This is a genomic window from Trichocoleus sp. ST-U2 (assembly GCF_039961875.1).
Taxonomy (GTDB): domain Bacteria; phylum Cyanobacteriota; class Cyanobacteriia; order Cyanobacteriales; family FACHB-T130; genus FACHB-T130.
In genome coordinates this window covers 59,944-80,081 of sequence record NZ_JAMPJY010000021.1, presented here as the reverse complement: position 1 = coordinate 80,081, position 20,138 = coordinate 59,944, and the positions used below count along the sequence as shown (strand labels likewise).

The window sequence follows — 20,138 nt, the reverse complement described above, 5'->3', positions numbered from 1 at the left end:
ATACTGTTCAAAAATTATTTCCGCGCTAGGCAGTATTGGATTATATTAAGTTATAGTCGTAGCTCGTTAGTTTCGAGGCTGAGACCATGACTGCTGATATAATGCCGCCTAAATCATCTGTGCAATACTCCATCGACGTTCTTCAAGAAGAAGCCCGTCAATTAGTGGAGAAAGGAATTGTGACTCGTCAGCAACCCATCTACGTTCTGTGCCAGTACATCCCTGCACGGGAGTGGGTTTGTGTTGAGTGTGAATTAGAAAGATGCAATATCTTACTCCGCGATCGCATCGGCGATCTGATGGGGCAAGAACAATGGGACAACGATTGATATTTTTTTACCTTTAAGACAATCCTACAGTTCCACTGAAAACAGTGAAACTCAGGACAAGCTTGATTCCACGCTTGTCTCAACTTAAGGAAAGACTGCTTTTATTCTTTCACCTGTTGATTCTTAATTAGCCTGGTTTGGAGAATATTCTGATTCTTTCTAGTGCGAATAATTAAGTTCGCTTCTTAGACCTATCCAAAAAGTGAAGATGCCATTCTGAGCAAAACGTAGTGGAGCGTTGGCGTAACGTTGCGATCAACAATCGCGCTGCGATCGCGCAAATCTCTTTGCAGGATCTCTGCTCAAACCGAGATGCGTGACAACACTTCAACTCCTTCGTTTTGCTCAGCACAAACTTTCAGATAGGCTACTAGGAGCAAGCCTAATAAATGCTTTGATAAAGCTGCTAGCAATCCCCGACCTAAATCCCTGAGTTGGGGTCGCGCAGCTTTTCTAACTCAGTTCGCATTGCAGCAATTTGTGCAGTTAGCTCCTCTAGCTCCAATTGCGTATCTGGCTGGGCAACCGTTGTCACCGGCGTTGTCGCAGGGCGGCTCGGAGTTCCAGAAGATTGTGTGCTAGCTGCATCATTGGCTTGCGCCATTAGAGAATTCAGGAAAGTGCGGGCTTCAAGCTCCGTAATCTCTCCTTTTTCTGCTAGTTGTTGAACCACCAGATTGACGTCTGACTTTAACAGCTCAAGATTTTGCTCTCGCTTTTGAGTGTCTTGTACGCTCTCAACTAGAGAAGCGGTTGCACCCAAAGTAACGCGAAATCCTTTTTGTACTAACTCCAGCAGATTATTAGAGTTCATTAGATAAATCAGTCAGATTGAATGAAGGTTAGACAGCCCTTAGCGATCGCTTTCGATAAATAACCGCTCGGCACCACTCACTTTTAAGTTTCTAGCTTTCGGCTTTCCGCCAAGCGAGTAAACAAACGCAGGATCTGGCGTCTTAATGCTACCATTTAGCACACACAAAGGGACATTTTGCAGACTTCTTAGGGGAGTAGCATCCGTCCTAAGAAAGAATCTAAAGCAACCATTTGCCCGCCCAGTTTTAGCCCATCTGTTCTAAATACTGATTAACATCCTCAATTAAGCGAGTGAGTTCTGCCTCCGTAGTCAGGCGAATGCGGTCATCTCGGAGGGAGATCAAAACTTTAGCGGCAAAGGGAGTCGGCCAGATATTAGGATTGCAGAAAATCTCTAGAAAGACATCCCCCGTGTATCGATATTCCATTGGTTTTTGGGGATTGGTTTTGCCGCCGCCACCTGCAATGACTTTGAGACTCTGCATCAACTGAGCGATCGCGCCTTGTAAATCTTGGGCTGCCTGGGGCGTAAAGCTGAAGGAAACAGAACCTTCAACTAAGTTGAGGATGAGTTTTGAAGAAGACATGAGCAATCAAGAGTTTTGAATTGTGAATCAACTTATCACTCATAACTTAGAACAGACAGCATTTACAAGAGGATATATGCAAGGTGAAGCCACAAGCTTTAGACTGAATGCCATAGAACTCTAAATGGCGAGTGAGGAAAATTCTGTGGTAGCAGATAACCGCTCGGCAGTGCGTAAGGTTTTAATCATTACCCTACTGCTCAATCTGTTCGTCATGACGTTGAAGGCAGTGCTGGGGTCATGGACGGGTTCTCTCAGCTTGCTAGCGGATGCCTTGCATAGCGTTACCGATAGCGCCAACAACATTTTGGGATTAATTGCCAGCCGATTTTCTTCGCCCCAACCCGATCGGGATCATCCTTACGGACACCAGAAATTTGAGGGCGTGGGAGCGTTAGGAATTGCCGCCTTCTTAGGAATTGCCTGCTTTGAAATTCTGCAAGGGGCAATTGAACGAATTCTCAGCGGCGGTGGTAAACCCGTCATCATTTCCCCCTCTGAGCTGTGGTTACTGCTGATTGTGCTGGGCGTGAATATTTTTGTCACGTTCTACGAACGCCATGTTGGGCAGCAGGTAGGCAGCCCCATTTTAATTGCAGATGCCCAGCACACCATGAGCGATGTCTGGGTGACAATTGCTGTTTTGGGTGGGTTGATTGGCGTCTGGCAAGGACAGGTATTGAATCTGCCGCAACTTCAGTGGTTGGATATTATTCTCTCCTTTCCCGTTGCCTTGTTAGTGTTTCGCAGTGGTTGGAACGTGATTAAAGATAATTTGCCCTGGCTAGTCGATGAGATGGCGATCGCGCCCGAAGCCATTCATGGGATCGTCATCCAAGTTCCAGGAGTGATTAATTGTCACGAAATTGCTTCTAGAGGCGTTGTTGGGCGTCAGGTATTCATCGAAATGCACTTGATTGTAGACGTCACCGATGTAGAAACTGCCCACCAAATTACAGAAGAAGTCGAGAACCGCCTAAAAGAAAGATTTAGCCCCGTCCGAATTTTGATTCACATCGAGCCACCTGCTTACCAATCCGATCAAATTACCTACGAAGCAGAATCAAAATCTAGGTAGTTTTCCACAGATGAGGGGACTTTTCCACAGAATTTTACGAGTTTTCCACAAAAGTTAAAGAAAACATAATTTATTTCAAAATCCAGTTGAACCGCTCTTTCAAGCCAAAAAGAGACAGAGCTTTCACTCCGTCTCTTAAACTTTGCGTACCTTGGCGCTAACCTTTGGGTACCTTTGCGTTAAAAATTCTTACTACTTTATTATTCCCACTCGATAGTTCCAGGTGGCTTAGAAGTAATATCGTAAACCACTCGATTCACACCCCGAACTTCATTCACAATTCGGGTGGAAATCGTTTCCAACAAATCGTAGGGAACACGCGCCCAGTCTGCCGTCATGCCATCTTCGCTAGAAACAAAGCGCAAGACAATCGGGTAAGCGTAGGTGCGCTGATCGCCCATTACGCCTACGCTGCGGATCGGCAGCAACACGGCAAAAGCTTGCCAGAAGTCGTGGTACATCCCCTGGCGATTAATTTCCTGACGAACAATTAAGTCAGCATCCCGCAGGATATTTAACCGTTCTGGCGTCACTTCGCCTAAAATGCGAATCGCCAGTCCCGGACCAGGGAAGGGTTGCCGTTGTACAATTTCCTCTGGCAATCCAATCGAGCGACCGACTTTTCGCACTTCATCTTTGAACAATTTTCGTAAAGGTTCGATCAACTTGAAGCGCAAATCTTTGGGCAAGCCGCCGACGTTGTGATGACTCTTAATTTTCACTGCCACCCGTTCGCCACTTTTGGGATCGACGTTCGTGTCGGCTGATTCAATGACGTCGGGGTAGAGAGTACCTTGGGCAAGGTAGTCAAAGGGGCCAAGGCGTCGAGATTCTTCTTCAAATACGCGGATAAATTCGTGCCCGATGCGGCGACGCTTTTCTTCAGGATCGCTAATTCCTTCAATTTGATTGAGGAAGCGATCGCGTGCTTGCACATACTCGACAGAAATGTGAAATTGCTCGTGGAACAGCTTCACCAACCGTTCTGGTTCATACTTACGCATGAAGCCTTGGTCGATAAATACGCACGTCAGTTGGTCGCCAATTGCCTTGTGCAGCAAAAAGGCAAGCGTGGAAGAATCAACGCCGCCAGAAAGTGCTAGCAACACCCGCTTATCGCCGACTTTTGCCCGAATCTCTCGAATCGACTCCTCAACAAACGCCGCTGTTGTCCAAGTCGGTTCGCAGTCGCAGATGTGATAGACAAAGTTACGGATTAAGGCAATTCCCCCAATCGAATGGACGACTTCGGGGTGGAATTGAACTCCGTATAGCTTTTTCTCGTGATGAGCGATCGCTGCGGCTGGCGTATTTATCGTGTGTGCCAACACTTCAAACCCCGACGGCATCTTGGTTACAGAGTCCCCGTGGCTCATCCACATGGTCGTGCCATCTTCCACATTGGTGAGCAAATCTGTGGGATCGTCAATCAATAGCGACGCCTTGCCATACTCACCCCGGTCAGCTTTGGTGACTTCCCCACCCAATTGCTGCACCATTATCTGCATCCCGTAACAGACTCCCAGGACGGGAATCCCCAGGTTCCATATTTCCGGATCGCAATGGGGGGCACCCGTGTCATACACCGAACTTGGACCACCGGAGAAGATAATCCCCTTGGGATTTAGCTGTCGTAGCTGTTCGGCAGTGGTGCGATAGGAAAGAACTTCCGAGTAAACTTGTGTTTCCCGAATCCGACGGGCAATCAGTTCAGAATACTGAGAGCCGAAGTCAAGAATCACAATCATTTGGCGATTTAGTTGCCCCAAATACTCGATTTGAGGCGGTGTTTCAGTCTGGAGAGTCACCGGCTTATCCTGAGTAGGTAGAGTACAGATGTACAGATAGTCTTTAATGGATTAAAAACTGGCTAATTGTTTATTGCTATTAGCCAGTCTTCCATGATTCGATTACGCCACTGACAATAGCGGCAGATAAAAAACTTCTTTATTGCTATTTATTAAGTTGATGTGTATTCATATAAAACTAACACACTTGATACAGTAACGAGGTACCTGTTTTACTTTTAACGATAATTTGGCGATCGCGGTCAAACAGGACGGAACCGACCGTAACGAGTTGTTCGCTGTGAGTGCGGATGTAATCGTGCGATCGCTTGTCAATGCTTTGAGCGATCGCGCCATAAACTTGCCCCACCCAATCGGTACTACCTGCTGCATCCAATTGGCGCAGGTATTTCAAGGCGTCTTCAGCAGTGGCGCTCTTCAAAACTGCCTGCAATACCGGCGTTGGTAAACCGAGATTCGCACAATGAGCGGTCAAAATTTCCTGACGTCCATCTGCCAAGTGATGATGGGTGTGAAAAATCCCACCCGCAAGTTTCATCAATTTTCCGTGGTAGCCAAATAATAAGATATTCTTGACTTTTTGCACTCCTGATGATGCTAGCAATGGTCCCAGCCAATTCGCTGTCTTAATCATTCTTTCTGGATTGATTCCCAACCGCTGGGCTAAATCTAAGCCATTTTCCCCGATACAAAACACCAAACAATCAAAACAGTTAGCCTTCTGTTGCAGTTCCTCGCGGAAAGCCTCCAGTTGTCCGGGGGCACTCAGGGGTTGGGAAATGCCGCTTGTTCCGAGTAAGGAGAGTCCTTCCACAACCCCAAAGGCTTCATTTGAGGTGCGTTGAGCGAGTTTACGCCCTTCTGGCAAAATAATCGTCACCTGGATTTTCTCGTCAGGTTCCAGCATCCGCTCCAAATTCTCTCGGATCAGCCGCTGAGCATAACGATAAATAGCAGGTTGATCGTCAGCACTCACCAAACGCCCGATCCCTTCACCGCCTTTGATCGTGACTGAGGGCGGAGGATCTAAAAACTCTTTTTGTTCATTATTAATTTTTAATCCTTGATTTTTAATTTCTACCAGCGCCCAGACTGGCGTGTTGCGGGTAAGGTCAAGGTTATCGCCAGGATCGCTACGAGCGATCGCTAACGCCATCCCTTCACCGATACCGGCAACCTGCTCAATCGGAATCAACACCGTTTCGGCGGGTTCAATTAAATCTACTGGCACGGCGTCCAACGGTGACGCTCCTTGCTGCAACCAGCGCAAGGCGGCAACAGCAGCGGCACAGGCAAACACGGGCAATGTATATCCAGACCGGGGTTGGGGACAGATCATTGTTTAATAGCGATCGCAAACACTGACAAGCGTGACATTTGACATCAGAACCTTCGGGATTTTAGTGGAATGTGTTTGTAGATAGGTTGTGTTCTTCGATTGACGACACGTTTTAAAAAATCCCATGAAAGCTATTATGAACTCAGTCACCAAGCCTCGCGCTCAAGTTAGCTGCCAGGAAATTCGCCCTAGCACAGTGGTACTAAGACCCAGCGGTTGTCTAGATAGTGTCACCAGCCCCGCCTTCAGCAAGTCTCTAGAGCAAGCCTTGGAGTTGGCAACTGACACTGTCGTAGTAGATCTGCTGTCAGTCAACGCCGTGAAAAGGGACGGAGTCAAGTGCTTACTGACTGGAATGAAGCGAGCCGTAGCACTAGGCAAGAATCTTTCGATTGAATTTCTGGATGTGGCGACGCAAACAGTCCTGGAATCGGCTCAGAACAACTTTGCGTTATAGCAGTTGTCAATGAGCGTTCTAATACATCGGGAGGTTAACACAGAGCTAGCTGTACTAACCTCCCGATGTATTAAACGTCAGTGAGAACCGCTCAATCATCCCAGTTGTGAGCCAAGATGGAGACTCATATTATTTCGGAGCGGACAAACTTAACTCCTTACCTTACTGCTTTGTCTGGTTCAGGAGTCACTTCATCAGTACAAGTGAATTCAGCAATGGCAGTCTTTTCAGAATTCATTCGCTTGTTATTGGTCATAAAGCGATCGCCTTAACGAATTGACAGGAAAAACGGTTCTCGACTCAACATTTGGGTGGTATAGATTTCTTCTCCAACAGTCGATTTATTACATTGTGTTGCTATATCTAACTCTCCGAAATTAGAAAACCCGTAAATATACTCTACTGATCCCGTGAGTTCTCGCTTAGGTTCTATCTATGAGCCTGATGGCTCTCAATTATTCCTTAACTGAACTAAATAGAAGAAGTTATTTGTGACTATGGCAACGCGATCGCACGACCCCCAAAAAGCTCCGCAAAATTCTACTTTCGTACCAGTTAACAGCCAGTTTAAGCCGCGCCCTTTCCCAGTTCAGGAGAAACCCCAAACTCACGAAACACCAGACCTACAGGCACAACTGGAAAGTGCCCAGCGTTTTGGTCACAATTTCGCCAATATTTCAAGCCAAAGTCCTGACATCCCAATCCCAACACCGTCACTGATTCAACCGAAACTCACGATTGGAGAGCCAGGGGATAAATACGAACAGGAAGCAGACAAGACAGCAGCAGAAGTGGTGCAACGGCTTCATGCACCCATGCCGAGTTATGGAAGGGATCTTAGCCAGCCAGAAAGTAAGTTGGCTCAAACCATAAAAGCTGGCATGGTGCAAAGCTCCAACGCGATGCATCAACAGGGAATCCCGAATCATCAAAACAAATTGATGAGAAAGTTGGATGTACCCACTCTGCAACGCGAGGTGATGCCAGAAGAGGAAGAAGAAAAAGAACTCCAGATGAAGCCGATGATACAGTGTCAGTCTAGTGAGGATGGGAAACCCGCCTCAGCGGATCTCGAAGCAACCATCCAACAGGCACGAGGAAGCGGACAGCCACTGGCGCAGAGTATTCGCGAACCGATGGAGCAGGCGTTTGGGGCTGACTTCAGTGGGGTGAAGATTCATACGGATGCTCAATCTAACCAGTTGAATCGCTCAATCCAGGCGAAGGCATTTACAACAGGGCAGGATATTTTCTTCCGGGCGGGAGCATATGAGCCGGGAAGCCGGGGCGGACAAGAGTTGATCGCCCATGAACTTACTCACGTTGTTCAGCAGAATGGCAGTGCAGTGCAGCGATCGCTGCAACCGCAGCAAAAGTCCGTTATTCAGCGCCAAGGCGATCAAAGTCCTGCACAGTCAACAGCAGGATTTAGTGGAGATGTGGCAGGAGATTTAGACAAACTCTACAAACAAGCAGAAGAAGCTCAACCGGAACTGTACGAAAAAGTCACTCAAATTGCCAGTGAGACCTCTGGGGTGGCAAAGCTACCTCAAGCCTTAAAAGGGCGAGAACGAGCAATGGAGAAAACAATGGCTGATTACAAGGGGGATGTTTCTAAATTAGTAGATATTGCACGCGGTTCTATAGTTTACAAGTCATTTCCTGACTTAATGGGTGGGCTAGATGTCTGCAATCGAAATTTAACGCTGGTGCGAGAAAAGAATCGCTTTGCACAACCTACCCCAGCTGGCTATCGCGATATTCTTCTAAACGTTCAGCTATCAAATGGTCATATTGCAGAATTGCAACTCCATCTAACCCAAATTCTAGAGGTTAAGTCAGGTGCAGGGCATAAAATATACGAAGAGGTTCGGAAAATAGAGGCAGCAGCTCAAACAGCCGATCGGGCTTTAAGCTCAGAAGAAAAAGCAAAAATTGATCAGCTTAATGCAGAAGCAAAAGCACTTTACGATCAGGCTTTAGCTAACGCGGGTGGATGATTGACATTGACTGGATAACTCAAAGTAATGTCGGTATGCACTCAATAGAATCGGTACAAGCAGCGAATCAAGTTAACTAGCGGATCATCATATTATGGACTTACCACTCTACTGCATTGTAGGAGATCGACCCGTTAAGGCAATCGAGACCGAAGACGGGGGCATGGATGTTCTTGCCTATGAGTGGGATACTGGCGAGTTTAAGCGTGCAATGCAGTATCTTTCAAAGATTACTTTGGGAGACGGGGAAATAGATTATGTTTCTGAGCAAGAGTTTGAGCAGTATGTCGAAAAACTGCGTCAACAAGCATCATAGGCAGTAAAACCCCTGCAATCATCGTGCAGGGGTAAGGTATCAGGTAGAAGATAACGATCGATCAATGATTGTTATCGCAAGTTGCCACCGATCTCAATCAACCGCCTAATAAAGCCCTTGCCTTCGCTTCAGCAGGGACAATGACTTTGTTCTTAAAAGAGGCGATCGCTTCCTCAAAGGCGTTATACCAATATGTTTCCAACACCCAAGGATAGCGTTGGAAATCTTCAAACATCGCGTATTCTTTCTGGGCTGAAGTATGTAGCAATGGCTGCACCGGCACCGATTGCAGATTGGGAATAATGGCGTGCAATTCTTGAGGAATACTTCTAGGATCGGTGAGATCGGCAATGATGAACCGCGAAATTTGAGCCAGCGTCGAGATGGTTTCCGTCAGGTCTTTACTTGTCGATGTCTCGCAGTCTATAACCACCGGCAAATAGTTATATTTGCGAAGTGCATCCAAGATTGGCTTGCGCTCCTGGGTGCAGCGACCCAGAACCAGTATGACTTTAGAAGAGATAGTGTTATTGAAATCGGGGATTTTTTGAGTGTTGAGCAACCGACTGATAAACTCGGCAACTTCCAGATTGTCCACTGCGATCGCGGGTTCACTGCCAGAAGTGATGGCTAGACTCAACTGCTTGGCTCCCTTCAGTTTTAATCCCAAAGTGGAAATTCCACAAATTGAACACTCCTCAAGGTTGGCTCCCTCTAAATTTGTCCGCACCACTTGAGCCTCACTCAAGTTTGCCCATCTCAGGTCTGTCTTGCGGAAGTCTGCCACGCTGACGACTGCTCGTCTCAGGTTTGCCCATCTCAGGTCTGCCCCACTGAAGTTGGCTTCACTGATTTCTGAATTGCTCAAGTTGCTTCCGCTCAGGACTGTCCCTTTTAAGTTGGTTTTGTTGAATTTTGCCTTGCTGAGATTGGCAGCACTTAGGAGTGCGCCATTGAGGTCTGTCCCATCTAGGAGTGCGCCGCTGAGGTCTGCCCATCTCAAGTCTGCCCCGCTGAGGTTGGCTCTACTGAGGTTGGCTCCGCTCAGGTTAGCCGAGGTCAGATTAGCCCCGCTGAAGTTGACTAAGGAGAGGTCTGCCCCACTGAGATTGGCTGTGCTGAGGTTGGCTCGTTTAAGGTTAGCCATCTTTAGGTCTGCTCGGATTTGAGGATTCTGTTGTCTTTCCTCATTCCAGGCTTTCACTCCTTGTTTGAGCAGATCCAATTGTTGCTTATTTGTCCGATTTTTCAACCGGGTTTCAATCTCAATTCCTGTCGGGTTTGTTTTAAAATCTATGTTGTTTTTTGCCATATAGCTTTCCATAAATCCTCTCTAAATTCACAAACATTCAATACTTGAACTCAGATATCCAAACATACTTCAAGTGATTGCGACCAGCGACTTTACGCTTTTGCTGGCAGCTAATTTTTGTAATTTTGGATTTAACAAATTAAGTAACTACGTAATTACACGTAAATGGTTTAATTTGATGATCTATATCTTAAGGAATACGCCTTGAGTCTGACTACCATTAAGAGTACATATTTACACAATCTTTAAACAAGTAGTATATTTACTGAGCTTAAAGATAAATTTCGCCATAAATGTTACTAAGTATACAGACAAGAATGACATAATATGTAGAACAACAAAAAAGGCTTTTGTTTTGAACTAGGTGAGATTACGGGGGCACACCAGAAGAAGAGGGGAAAAGCGATCGCATTTAGCGATACTGCCAAGGGTTTTATTTAGACTAAAAAGCATACTGTGATTGCTTTATAGCCGTTCTTGGATAAGGTGAAAAACATTTGTCAGTTTAATCGCTTTGTTATCGGCTTCGCGATCGCTCATCCGCTCGGTACGCAATTCTAGAAAAACTACTCGGTAAAATTGAAACTCAGTTTCCGCCGAAGTAAGCAGAGCTTTGTCAAGAGCCTTGCCAGTTTTTTTCGACACGCGCCCGCAAATTCCGGAAAAATTTACCAGGTGTGCCATGCCAATAGGAACGGTAGTTTGTAGTCTTAGCTACAAACACCGTTTCCGTAGTTACGGAAGACATCCTAAGCAAGATGGCGATTTCAGCGAACAATCAAATCAGCGTCAACCATCGTAGAGGTAATAGAGAGGTACGGGATTGGCGTGCCTAACGTCCGGTCAGTAAATCATTCGCCTTTGCCTCAGCGGGGGCAATAATTTTTTCTTCTACAGAAGCGATCGCATCTTCAAGGCTCTGATACTGGTAAATGGGTTGAGCGTAAGGATATTCCTGAAACTCCTCCGACACAGCCACCTCTTTGCTATCCACTTGTACTAACGGTTGAACCGGCACCAAAGGGATACCTTGGAGAATTTTTAGTAATTCTTGGGGGATGCTGCTGGCGTCCGTGAAATCCACAATCACAAACTTCGCCATCCCAGCTACCGTGGAGATTGCCTCTGTGAGTTCCGGCGTCGCTGCTTTTTCTAACTCCACCGACAAAGGCAAATAGTCATGTTGGCGAAGGGCATTCCGAATCTCCTCCAGCAAATCTTTCCGGCGATCTGCTTTGAAACTGCCCAAGATCGGCACGATATTGGAAGCAATCGTGGGGAAAACCTCGCGGATTTTTTGATGATTCAGCAACAAGTAAATAAACGTCGCCACTTCCAGATTATCCAGTGCGATCGCTGGATAATCTGGCGGAGTAATCACCAAATTTGACTGGTTGGCTCCTTCCAACTTTAACCCCCAAGACGAAATCCCATAAACTAAACAACCCTCTAGGTTTGCATTCTCAAAGTTAGTCTTGAGCAACCTTGCCCCCATTAAGTTAGCCTCACCCAAATTCGTCCCGCGCAGATCGGCTCCTTGTAAATCCGCCCCAATTAGATTCGCTTTAAACAAATCCGCCTCGCGGAGGTTCGCCCCGATTAGATTGGCTCCCCGCATATCTACCTCTCTAAGGTTCGCCCCAACCAAATTCGCCCCAGACAAATCAGCTTTACCCAGGTAGACCCAGTGCATATCTGCACCTTCAAGGTTTACTCGGCTCAGGTTCGCCTCAAAGAGGTAGGCTTCGCTGAGATTAGCTTCAGTGATATCTGCCTCTGACAAGTCCGCTTTACTCAGGGATGCTCCCCTCAAATCCGCACCCCGAAGGTCTGTTCGATGCAGAGATGCCTGCATCAGATTGGCTCCACTCAGGTCAGCACTGCACAGAGACGCCCCCGCCAGGTTAACTCCACCCAAATCTTCCTGGCGTAAATCGGCTCCAATTAAATTTGGCGGGATTCCCGGACTCAATTTACGCCACTTATTCCAAGCTTCTACTCCTTGCTTGAGTAAAGCTCGCTGTTGCTTGTTTGCCATGCACTTCAGCTCCCCTCTCTTTTGGCAGATGCGATGATTTTTGGTTAGGCACCCCTAAAGGGTACCAACGATGTCTTGGCGGTTTAAATCGGTTCTCCTGCGCCCTGATATAGAGATGATACTGGTTACAAATTCTCAAAAGACTACTGAAATCGCCGTTTTCTGAAAGAAAAGGCTTTGGACAATGGCAGTTCGAGCAATTCATTAACCGGCTTGTAGATATTCACTGAGGTTTCTTGGGAACCCTAGAAGAGGCAGCGACTCTACTCTGACGAAGAGAACCGAGATTTCAAGTGCTGTTACTCGCCAGTCCGTCTTTGGGTAGAAAAAGTGGGAAAGGGATGTTTAAGGGAGAAAAGTTTGGCGCTCAATTTTTCCTCCACTCAGACAAATCTAACCCCTGAATCCTTCCTTACAAGGCCAGGGGAAACCACGAAATCAGCCTTTTCTAGGGGAAAGGTTAAGTGAAGATGTATTGGTTTTACGTCCACTGGTCTGATACACAATTGCTACCATTTATTAACTAGCGGCAGAGAGATTTAATTATTTTGAATGTTTGTTTCAAAGGATTGAGAAAGTTATCTGACTGCGGGAAGCTGCCCAACCTAGAATTCTCAGTCTATCCTTCTAAAACGTCCATCTTCGAGCCAAGACAGACAAGGCTGTCGTCCGTGCTGTCGGCAAGAGGGTTCTTTAATAGAGACAAAGTCAGTGGTTCCCTATTCCAGCCTATCTAAACCAGTCGAGGAGTTTACCGTTGCAAGTCCCAGCTGAAACCGTATCTCTTCCAGCTTTGGAGGTTTTAGAAACTCCCGCCGCTTCCCCGCTGGTAGTTTCTTCCAATTCACCTTCCAAACTTTCCAAACAGGTAATTCGGTCTAGCCTAAAAGCGTCTACTTGGGATGCTGTCTTTGCTGTCGTGTTTGGCGGCATTACCGGCGGCGTCCTGCTCAGTAATTTCTTACTCCAATTAGGTGCAAGCCCAATGGAGATTGGGATGTTGTCGTCCGTCCCCATGCTGGTGAATTTGCTGCAACCACTAGGAGCGTATCTGTCAGAACGAACCATCAGTCGCCACTGGTTTAATGTCTGGATCTACGGCCCGTCGCGGCTGCTGTGGCTAATTTTAGTGGCAGGAATTAGTTGGAGTTGCTGGCACCCAACGGATTCGCCCAACCTGGTCAGCTGGACATTAGCAATCGTCTTGGCAACCAATATCATTGGCAGCTTGGGCAGTGCTAACTGGCTCAGCTGGATGGCGGCGTTGGTTCCGGAACAGTTGCGGGGGCGATATTTTGGCTTTCGCAACAGTGCTATCAGCTTGACCACTCTGCTCTCCGTACCCCTGCTCGGTCTAGCCGTGTCGGTTTGGCCTGGCGGGCCGCTTCAGGGATACGGTGTGGTCTTGTTCTTGGGAGTCATCATTGGGTTAATTAGTTTGGGCTGTCAGTTCTTCATGGTGGATGTGAATCCCCAGACGCAGCACGGCACTGCTGACGAGGCAGGGGAAACTGAGCGTTGGGGAACTGCGATCGCTCTGCTCAAAAATGGCAATTTTGTCAGGTTTCTGCTTTACTTTAGCTTTTGGGCATTTGCGGTTAATATCTGCACTCCTTTCTTCGGTCTCTATCTGCTGGACAACCTGAATATCGATGTCAGCTGGGTAACGCTCTATAGCAGCTTAACGGCGGCGGCTACCTTGGTAATGATGGTGGTATGGGGGAAGCTGGCAGACCGAATTGGGAATCGTCCACTTCTGGTATTTGTGGGGGTGTTGGCAGCACTGACACCTTTACTCTGGCTGGGGCTGGGAGCTGACCCAGTTTCGGTTTGGGTTTGGTTCCCGCTTTTACACCTGTTCATGGGTGGCACCTGGGCAGCGATTGACTTGTGTACCAACAATTTGCAAATGGCTGTGGCAGCAGGACGCCATCAATCTGCTTACTTTGCGATCGCTGCGGCGGTTGCGGGTGTCAGTGGCGCACTGGGAACGACTGTCGGGGGATTTCTGGCTGAGTTGGACAATTTCGGTGGCTTGCCAACCGTGTTTGCTCTGTCTGCTGTTTTACGACTTGTGGCTATCCTGCCTTTAGTCTTTGTCAAGGAGCATCGCAGTCATCCGATTCGGAAGGTTTGGCGATCGCTCATTTCGCCGAAACTGCAACTTGTGCCGCTTCGGGCCCCAATTACTGTAGATCCACTGACAAATGGATCAGAATAAGGGTAGGGGTTAGGGGTTGGTGTTCTCATCAACCCCAAAAAAACATGAATCAGGTAGACTACCTTCGGATTAGCTTAATTGACCGCTGCAATTTCCGGTGTCAGTACTGTATGCCGGAGGGTGCTGAGCTTGACTACATTTTGCAGCAACAGCTGTTAACTGATGAAGAATTGCTCACCCTGATCGAAGAGGTATTTATCCCGGTAGGATTTACTCGATTTCGTCTAACTGGGGGCGAACCGCTACTGCGTCCGCGGGTGGTGGAGTTGGTGGAGGCGATCGCGTCCCTGCCGGAAACGCAAGACCTCTCAATGACCACCAACGGGTTTTTACTCGCCCCAATCGCCCAACAACTCTACGACGCCGGGTTGCGACGCCTGAATATCAGTCTGGATTCGCTCAATCCCGAAACCTTTGACAAAATTATCGGCAATCGCGGTCGTTCTCAGTGGCAGAAAGTTTGGGACGGAATTCAAGCCACCCATCGCGTCGGGTTCGATCCTCTGAAGCTGAATGTGGTGGTCATTCCCGGTGTGAACGACCAAGAAGTGCTGGATCTCGCTGCGTTAACAATTGACCGGCATTGGCACGTCCGGTTTATTGAGTTTATGCCAATTGGCAACGATCGGTTATTTGTCGGAAATGGTTGGGTGGCATCCGCCGATTTGCGCCAACGCATCCGCGACATCTTTGGATTGACAGAATCTTTTGTTCGGGGTAACGGTCCCGCCGATGTCTTCCAGATTCCCGGAGCCAAAGGGACGCTAGGATTTATTAGTCAGATGTCCGAGTGTTTTTGCGATCGCTGTAACCGGATGCGTCTATCTGCGGATGGCTGGTTGCGTCCCTGTCTGCTGAATGAGACGGGTCAAATTGACCTAAAAACCGCCCTTCGCGCCGGTGTTAATACCGCCGAACTCCGCAATCAAGTGCAGCAATTGCTGTTAATGAAACCAGAGATTAACTATAAGCAGAGAGATGCTGGCACGACTGGTGCGTATAGCCGCACCATGTCGCAAATTGGGGGCTAAAAAATAATTTTGAGTTTTGAATGAGTCCTGAATTATTCAAAACTCAAAACTCAAAACTATCTTAAGCTTGGCGTGAGTAGTACTCAACCACCAGCAGTTCGTTGATTTGCAGCGCGATCCATTCGCGCTCAATCACGCCGTTGACTCTGCCAGTCATCTTGGTTTTGTCAAACTCTAGATGGCTGGGCATATTTGCCAAACCTGGATATTCCAGGTTCTGTTGCACTAACCGGCGAGATCCTTCCTTATCTCGGACACTGATGACCTCTCCCGGACGGCACTGATAGCTGGGAATATTCACCGCACGACCATTCACCAACACATGACCGTGATTGACTAGCTGACGCGCCCCAGGAATCGTGGGAGCCATCCCCATCCGGAAAACGGTGTTATCCAGACGCATTTCTAACAGTTGCAGCAATGCTTGACCCGTGGAACCCGTGGCGCGACGTGCTTTCCGCACGTAACGCAGCAGCTGCTTTTCACTTAAGCCATAATTGAAGCGGAGTTTCTGCTTTTCCTCTAGTCGGACAGCATACTCTGAGCGCTTCTTCCGGGCTTGACCATGCTGTCCTGGTGGATATGCACGGCGGGCTGATTTGCGAGTTAAACCGGGCAGATCGCCCAAGCGACGCACAATTCTGAGGCGTGGGCCTCGATATCGGGACATATAGCTTCCTCTTGTGTACCCTTCAGACTTTAACCAAAACTATCATTGTAAGCCCAATCTAGGAGAAATTTAAAGTGAGCAGAAAAATATTTTTTGGTTCGCTTTTTCTATTCTGGGGGGAGTTTGACGATGGTGAGCCAGAAGTCCTCGATTGACTGCACCACCCGCAGGAACCGATCTAGGTCAATCGGCTTACTGATGAAACAGTTGGCATGTAAATCGTAGCTGCTGAGAATATCTGGTTCGGCTTGGGAGGAGGTCAGAACGATGACGGGAATCCTTTTAAGCTGGTCATCCTGCTTGATTTCTGTCAACACTTCAATACCGTTGCGCTTCGGTAAATTGAGGTCAAGGAGGATAATATCGGGACGAACGGCATTGGCATACTTTTCTTCTCTTTTGAGGAAGGCGATCGCTTCAACACCATCCCGGACAACAGTCAGGTGATTCCCAACCTGACTGTCTCTAAATGCTTCTTGGGTGAGCCGAATATCACCCTCATTGTCTTCAACTAGCAGGATTTCTACGGGTCTATTACCCAGATTCACCTTGGGTTCTCTCCTGTTCTGGGAATTGTAAAGTAGAATACACTTCCCTGTCCCCATTCAGAATCCACCCAGATCCGCCCACCGTGTCGATCGACGATTTTTTTGCAGATAGCTAAACCAATTCCGTTACCAGGATAGGTTTCGCGTGCGTGCAAACGTTGAAAAATGACAAAAATTCGTGCTTGATGAGCTGGGGCAATCCCAATACCGTTATCGCGGACTGAGAAGACCCATTCATTTTCGCTTGTTTGAGCGGAAACGTGAACCTGGGGGGGGGCATCTTTACGAAACTTGATTCCATTCCCAATTAAGTTCTGTAACAGCTGCCCGATTTGAGTCGCATCCCCCCTCACCGAGGGTAGGGGATCGCGGGTAATGGTGGCATTATTTTCGGCGATCGCAATTTGCAGATTGGCGATCGCTTCCTCAAAAGAGCGATCGCAATCCACCATCTCAAATTCCCGACTTCGCGTTCCCAGGCGCGAATACTCCAACAAATCTTGAATCAGCCGTTGCATGCGGTTCGCGCCATCGACGGCAAAATCAATAAAATCGTCGGCGTCCTCATCCAGTCTCCCTTTGTAGCGCCGAGACAGAAGCTGGGTGTAGCTGGCAACCATTCGCAGCGGTTCCTGCAAGTCATGGGAAGCTACATAAGCGAATTGTTCCAGTTCCGCATTAGAACGAGCGAGTTCCTGTGCTTGTTTGAAGAGAGCCTCCTCCATCCGCTTACGCTCAGTGATGTCAATGACAAAGCACACACCTTTATCTTGAGATCCTTCCAGCACAGCACCGCCGAGCAAAACAGGGATGCGACTGCCATCTTTACGAATATATTCCTTCTCAAAGGGGCTACAAATCCCCGTCACGGCTAGCTCCTGGATGCCCTTTTCATCGAGATAGTTATATTCCACAGGAGTCATCTTTTTCCAATCCACTTTTCCTAAAAGCAGATCCTCCCGCGTGTACCCGACCATCTCTAAGAAGGCGTTGTTGGCTTCTGTAACGTTACCTGACACATCCCAGAAGAGAATCCCAATCATGTTGGATTCAACGACGCGCCTAAACCGAGCTTCGCTTTCTTGTAATGCCTCCTCGGCTCGTTTGCGTTTGGTGATGTCGGTGGAGATGCCGCAAACTCCATAAGGAACTCCAGCCGCGTCGCACAGGGGAAACTTAGTCGAAATGTACGTGTGTAGTCCGTCATCTTGAGGCACAACTTCTTCCCACTCCACAGCAGTTCTGGCTTCAAGTACCTTTCGATCGTTCGCCCGAAATACATCCGCCATTTCTTTGGGGAAGAGATCGTAATCAGTCTTGCTTTTAACCTTTTCTCCATCAATATGAAAAAGAATTTCAAACTGGTGATTAATAAAAATAAACTTGCCCTCAGTGTCCTTGAGGTAGATAACTGCCGGAATGTTATCTAGAATCGCCTGCAACCGCGCCTCGCTTTCTCGCAGCGCCTCCGCCGTATGTTTCTGGTCGTCGATGTCTGTGCAGGTGCCGAACCACTTAACGATTCGTCCGGTAGGATCTTTCATCGGCACTGCGCGAGTTAGGTGCCAGCGATATTGTCCGTCCGCAGCCCGTTTGAAGCGATTTTCGATTTCGTAACTCTCGCCCGCCTCCGCAGATTGATGGCACCGCTCTATCGACACCAGCCGATCGTCCGGATGTAGGACAGAGAACCATCCGTCACCCTGGCTTTGTGAGAGGGTTAATCCGCTGTAATCAACCCAGCGCTGATTGACGTAATCGAAATCACTATCTGAGTCTACAGTCCAGACTATCTGCGGGATGGATTCAGCGAGAAAGCGATAGCGCTGTTCGCTTGCTTCGGCTAATTCACGAGCTTCCTGTTCGCGGAGCAAGAGTTGGGCGCGTTCTTCTTCTGCCCGCTGACGCTCGCTGATTTCACTTTGCAATGCTTGGTTGATTAGCCTTAGCTCTGCTGTCCGCTCGTTCACTCGCCCCTCAAGATCGGCGTTCAGGGCGCGAATGTGTTCCTCTACCTGCTTGCGTTCGGTGATGTCGGTGGAGATGCCACAAACTGCATAAAGAACGCCACTAGAGTCATAAAGGGGAAACTTGATCGAAATGTAGGTGTGTAACCCGTCGTCGTGAGGGGCAACTTCTTCAATTTCTATCGGAATTTTACCGGCGAGTACCTTTTGGTTATTCTTGACAAAGGCATCAGCGATCGCAAACGGCCAGATATCGTACAGGCTTTTACCGAGGAGCTGCTCTCTATTGATGTGAAACAAATCTTCAAACCTGTTGTTGATCAGCAGGATTCTGTGCTGAATATCCGTTAGATAAATCAGCGCTGTGGAATTATCCACGATTGCCTGTAGCCGTTCCTCGCTTTCTCGCAGTGCCTCCTCGGCTCGTTTGCGCTCGGTGATATCGTGCATGGCAACAACAGCACCCAGCTTGGTTCCCTGCAAATCAAAAAATGCCTGCCCGCTAGCTAATAAGGTGCGAACTTTGCCTGATTTTGGGGCGATGACCATTTCTACATCGCGGACATGCTCCCCTTGTAACGCTCGAAACAGCGGGATATCTTCCCGCTTCATAGGCGTTTTGCCGTCGGACATATATAAATCGTAGTATTCTGCCCACTGCTCAGCCGGAAGCGGTTGTTCTGGCAAGCCATGAAAGGCTCGTGAAGCCTGATTAAACAGAGTCAGGACACCGTTGGCATCACAAGCAACGATTCCGGCTTCTACGTTATCTAGCAATACTTTTAAGAATTCTCGTTCTTTTTGGAGAGCTGCCTCGGCGCGTTTGAGATCGCTGATGTCGCGGCTCACAACCAAGGCAGTTTCGATTTCACCTTGCTGGTTAAACTCCGGAACCACACGCGATTGAAAGTTGCGGAATCCGTTTACCGTGACAGTCTGGAATTCAATCGCTTGTTCTTGACCTGTTTCAAAAACCATCCGCAGGGTATCTTCCCAAAGCTGGCACAACTCTTTTGGTGAGCCGGCTTCTTCAGGAGTCTTACCGATGAATGCCAGCGCGGGCATTGCCGTGCTCCGCTCGACAAATGAATTGACGTAAACATAACGCATTTGTTTGTCAAGACGCATCATCGCATCGGGCGCATTTTCAAGCACGGCTTTGAATTCCTGCTGGCGGTGAGAGAGTGTCTCCTCTGCTTGCTTGCGTTCGGCAATTTCGCTTGCCAATTGTTCGTTGGCTTGCCTCAATTGTGCCGTACTCTGCTCGACTCGCTCCTCCAGTTCTGCATTGAGTTGGCGCAGTTCTTCTTCTGCTTGTTGCCGTTGGGAGTCTATGGTTTTTAATGTTTTCGCATTCCACCAAACCAGGATGCCAAAAACCACCGCGTTCATCACTCCAAGGATTGCCAGTCCGATGTCGCTGTGGGAGTGCTGTGGAAATACATTCTTGAGGAAAGGAAGCTCGAACAGCCAATCGAGCATCACCAAACAGCCAAGTGGAAACGCGATCGCGATCGCAACTGGAGACGCGATTTGCAGGAAAGAAAGTAGACGAGAATGAGATTGAGGCATATTCGTGGTTTAGCCCTAACCAAAGGAGCTGTTTTCTTTAACGGCGTCA

17 protein-coding genes are annotated in these 20,138 nt (G+C 48.0%); 7 read left to right on the top strand and 10 right to left on the bottom strand.

Annotated features, from left to right (window positions below; all coding sequences use genetic code 11):
* Window positions 1-86 precede the first annotated feature (86 nt).
* Window positions 87-329, top strand: coding sequence for a DUF4327 family protein (locus NC996_RS15475; RefSeq protein ID WP_190414732.1), 243 nt, complete (start codon window positions 87-89; stop codon window positions 327-329).
* Between the two features lie 421 nt (window positions 330-750).
* On the opposite strand, the gene NC996_RS15470 is transcribed toward NC996_RS15475, so the two are convergent.
* Entirely contained in the window at window positions 751-1,143 is a 393-nt protein-coding gene (locus NC996_RS15470; protein ID WP_190414731.1) for a hypothetical protein, read from the bottom strand.
* Window positions 1,144-1,390: 247 nt separating this feature from the next.
* Window positions 1,391-1,732 carry a hypothetical protein gene (locus tag NC996_RS15465; RefSeq protein WP_190414730.1) on the bottom strand — a complete coding sequence of 114 codons (342 nt, stop codon included), beginning with the start codon at window positions 1,730-1,732 and terminating at the stop codon, window positions 1,391-1,393.
* 145 nt (window positions 1,733-1,877) lie between these two features.
* On the opposite strand from NC996_RS15465, the gene NC996_RS15460 reads away from it, so the two are divergent.
* Entirely contained in the window at window positions 1,878-2,810 is a 933-nt protein-coding gene (locus NC996_RS15460; RefSeq protein WP_190437619.1) for a cation diffusion facilitator family transporter, read from the top strand.
* Window positions 2,811-3,010: 200 nt separating this feature from the next.
* Here the strand turns inward: NC996_RS15460 and guaA are convergent, their stop codons facing one another.
* Entirely contained in the window at window positions 3,011-4,558 is a 1,548-nt protein-coding gene (gene guaA, locus NC996_RS15455; protein WP_199303124.1) for a glutamine-hydrolyzing GMP synthase, read from the bottom strand.
* Window positions 4,559-4,796: 238 nt separating this feature from the next.
* Window positions 4,797-5,957 carry a cobalt-precorrin-5B (C(1))-methyltransferase CbiD gene (cbiD, locus tag NC996_RS15450; protein WP_190414728.1) on the bottom strand — a complete coding sequence of 387 codons (1,161 nt, stop codon included), beginning with the start codon at window positions 5,955-5,957 and terminating at the stop codon, window positions 4,797-4,799.
* A 136-nt stretch (window positions 5,958-6,093) separates the two neighbouring features.
* On the opposite strand from cbiD, the gene NC996_RS15445 reads away from it, so the two are divergent.
* The 3 genes from NC996_RS15445 (at window position 6,094) to NC996_RS15435 (ending at window position 8,730) form a co-directional block, all read left to right on the top strand.
* Entirely contained in the window at window positions 6,094-6,414 is a 321-nt protein-coding gene (locus tag NC996_RS15445; protein ID WP_348260003.1) for a hypothetical protein, read from the top strand.
* 497 nt (window positions 6,415-6,911) lie between these two features.
* Entirely contained in the window at window positions 6,912-8,414 is a 1,503-nt protein-coding gene (locus tag NC996_RS15440) for a DUF4157 domain-containing protein (RefSeq protein ID WP_190686333.1), read from the top strand.
* Window positions 8,415-8,508: 94 nt separating this feature from the next.
* Entirely contained in the window at window positions 8,509-8,730 is a 222-nt protein-coding gene (locus NC996_RS15435; RefSeq protein WP_190414726.1) for a hypothetical protein, read from the top strand.
* Between the two features lie 97 nt (window positions 8,731-8,827).
* Here the strand turns inward: NC996_RS15435 and NC996_RS15430 are convergent, their stop codons facing one another.
* From NC996_RS15430 to NC996_RS15420, 3 genes are all read right to left on the bottom strand, one after another.
* Window positions 8,828-10,042 (bottom strand): pentapeptide repeat-containing protein, encoded by a 1,215-nt coding sequence (locus NC996_RS15430; protein WP_190686291.1) that lies wholly within the window; start codon window positions 10,040-10,042, stop codon window positions 8,828-8,830.
* A gap of 465 nt (window positions 10,043-10,507) precedes the next feature.
* The gene (locus NC996_RS15425; RefSeq protein ID WP_348260002.1) at window positions 10,508-10,687 is read right to left on the bottom strand and encodes a hypothetical protein; all 180 of its coding nucleotides are present in this window, start codon (window positions 10,685-10,687) and stop codon (window positions 10,508-10,510) included.
* Between the two features lie 187 nt (window positions 10,688-10,874).
* On the bottom strand, window positions 10,875-12,080 hold the full coding sequence (locus tag NC996_RS15420) for a pentapeptide repeat-containing protein (protein WP_190686285.1): 1,206 nt from the start codon (window positions 12,078-12,080) through the stop codon (window positions 10,875-10,877).
* 757 nt (window positions 12,081-12,837) lie between these two features.
* On the opposite strand from NC996_RS15420, the gene NC996_RS15415 reads away from it, so the two are divergent.
* Both NC996_RS15415 and moaA read left to right on the top strand, forming a co-directional pair.
* Window positions 12,838-14,301: an MFS transporter gene (locus NC996_RS15415; RefSeq protein ID WP_190673668.1), complete on the top strand. Its 1,464-nt coding sequence runs from the start codon at window positions 12,838-12,840 to the stop codon at window positions 14,299-14,301.
* Window positions 14,302-14,345: 44 nt separating this feature from the next.
* A complete protein-coding gene (moaA, locus tag NC996_RS15410; RefSeq protein WP_190686283.1) occupies window positions 14,346-15,332 on the top strand; it encodes a GTP 3',8-cyclase MoaA in 987 nt (328 codons plus the stop codon).
* Window positions 15,333-15,393: 61 nt separating this feature from the next.
* On the opposite strand, the gene rpsD is transcribed toward moaA, so the two are convergent.
* The 3 genes from rpsD to NC996_RS15395 form a co-directional block, all read right to left on the bottom strand.
* Window positions 15,394-16,002, bottom strand: coding sequence for a 30S ribosomal protein S4 (gene rpsD / locus NC996_RS15405; RefSeq protein ID WP_190414721.1), 609 nt, complete (start codon window positions 16,000-16,002; stop codon window positions 15,394-15,396).
* A gap of 107 nt (window positions 16,003-16,109) precedes the next feature.
* Window positions 16,110-16,550: a response regulator gene (locus tag NC996_RS15400; RefSeq protein WP_339380342.1), complete on the bottom strand. Its 441-nt coding sequence runs from the start codon at window positions 16,548-16,550 to the stop codon at window positions 16,110-16,112.
* Window positions 16,547-20,089, bottom strand: coding sequence for a PAS domain S-box protein (locus tag NC996_RS15395; RefSeq protein WP_190686277.1), 3,543 nt, complete (start codon window positions 20,087-20,089; stop codon window positions 16,547-16,549). Before NC996_RS15395 ends, NC996_RS15400 begins: the two co-directional genes overlap by 4 nt.
* Between the last annotated feature and the right edge of the window lie 49 nt (window positions 20,090-20,138).